Here is an 892-nt window from a genome sequence, read left to right on the forward strand (position 1 = left end):
ACTTACGTTTCGCCCAAATGGGAATCAGAAAATGAAACTTGTTCAAGTCCTAAATAGGCACTTGGGCTTATTTTTAAAAATTTCAGCAATTGCTGTTGTATTGGTTTTAATTCACTAATTTTAATGAATATTTGATTTTGTATAGGCATTATCACTAATGTGATATTCTTGAATGCCTCCAATATCATTTTGCTTGTTGGTTTAGCTGTTGCTCTGCCTGGATTACCCACATAGAGTCCTTTGATTTTCTGTTCTGTGTTTTCCAACTCTTGACGTACTTGATATTCAATAACACTTACAAATTTTAGTGCCAGCAGCAGTAATCGTATAAGAGCCTTTATGCGATGATCTTTTTTAAGATAAACAGGCATCAATGATGTAATTTTATTAAGTAACTCATTGAATTTATGTTCGATACGGTATTCCTGACGATAACAGATGACAGCCTCTTTTGTTGATAAATAGGTCACAGGGGCATTTGTAGCATAAACACGCCAGCCTAATTTTAGCCGATGTGCTGCCAGAGCTTCTTCATTCACCTGAACTTCCAGAGAGAAGCTAAGTTCTTCTTTAACCCTCGCTGGGCGATCCCGGTACTTTTGTACTGGTTTCAAGCTAAGGTTTTCTTTTACCTCAACATCAATGAACTTTTGTAGTTTATATTTTTTTAAAAGTTGAGTAACGCTCACCTCTAGCTCAGCTTTGTTTTCCCATTTTTTCTTGCCCTGCTTAGGTTCTAAAAGGGTTTTCAATTTTTGCTCTACTACTTCTTTGCGCTCATCCAACTTCTTATTAAGCTGATTGGAATAAGAGGGAGAGTATACTATAATCCTTCTCTCAGTCCAGGTAATATCCAAATCTTCACAATAAATATCTTCCTGTTGCTCAAAAG

1 protein-coding gene is annotated in these 892 nt (G+C 36.1%); it reads right to left on the minus strand.

The window, feature by feature from the left end:
- Positions 1 to 2: 2 nt before the first annotated feature.
- Positions 3 to 892: transposase (locus Q0954_RS34085; RefSeq protein ID WP_299466594.1), on the minus strand; the 890-nt coding region annotated here is incomplete at its 5' end.

This window comes from uncultured Microscilla sp. (genome assembly GCF_947493425.1).
GTDB lineage: Bacteria > Bacteroidota > Bacteroidia > Cytophagales > Microscillaceae > Microscilla.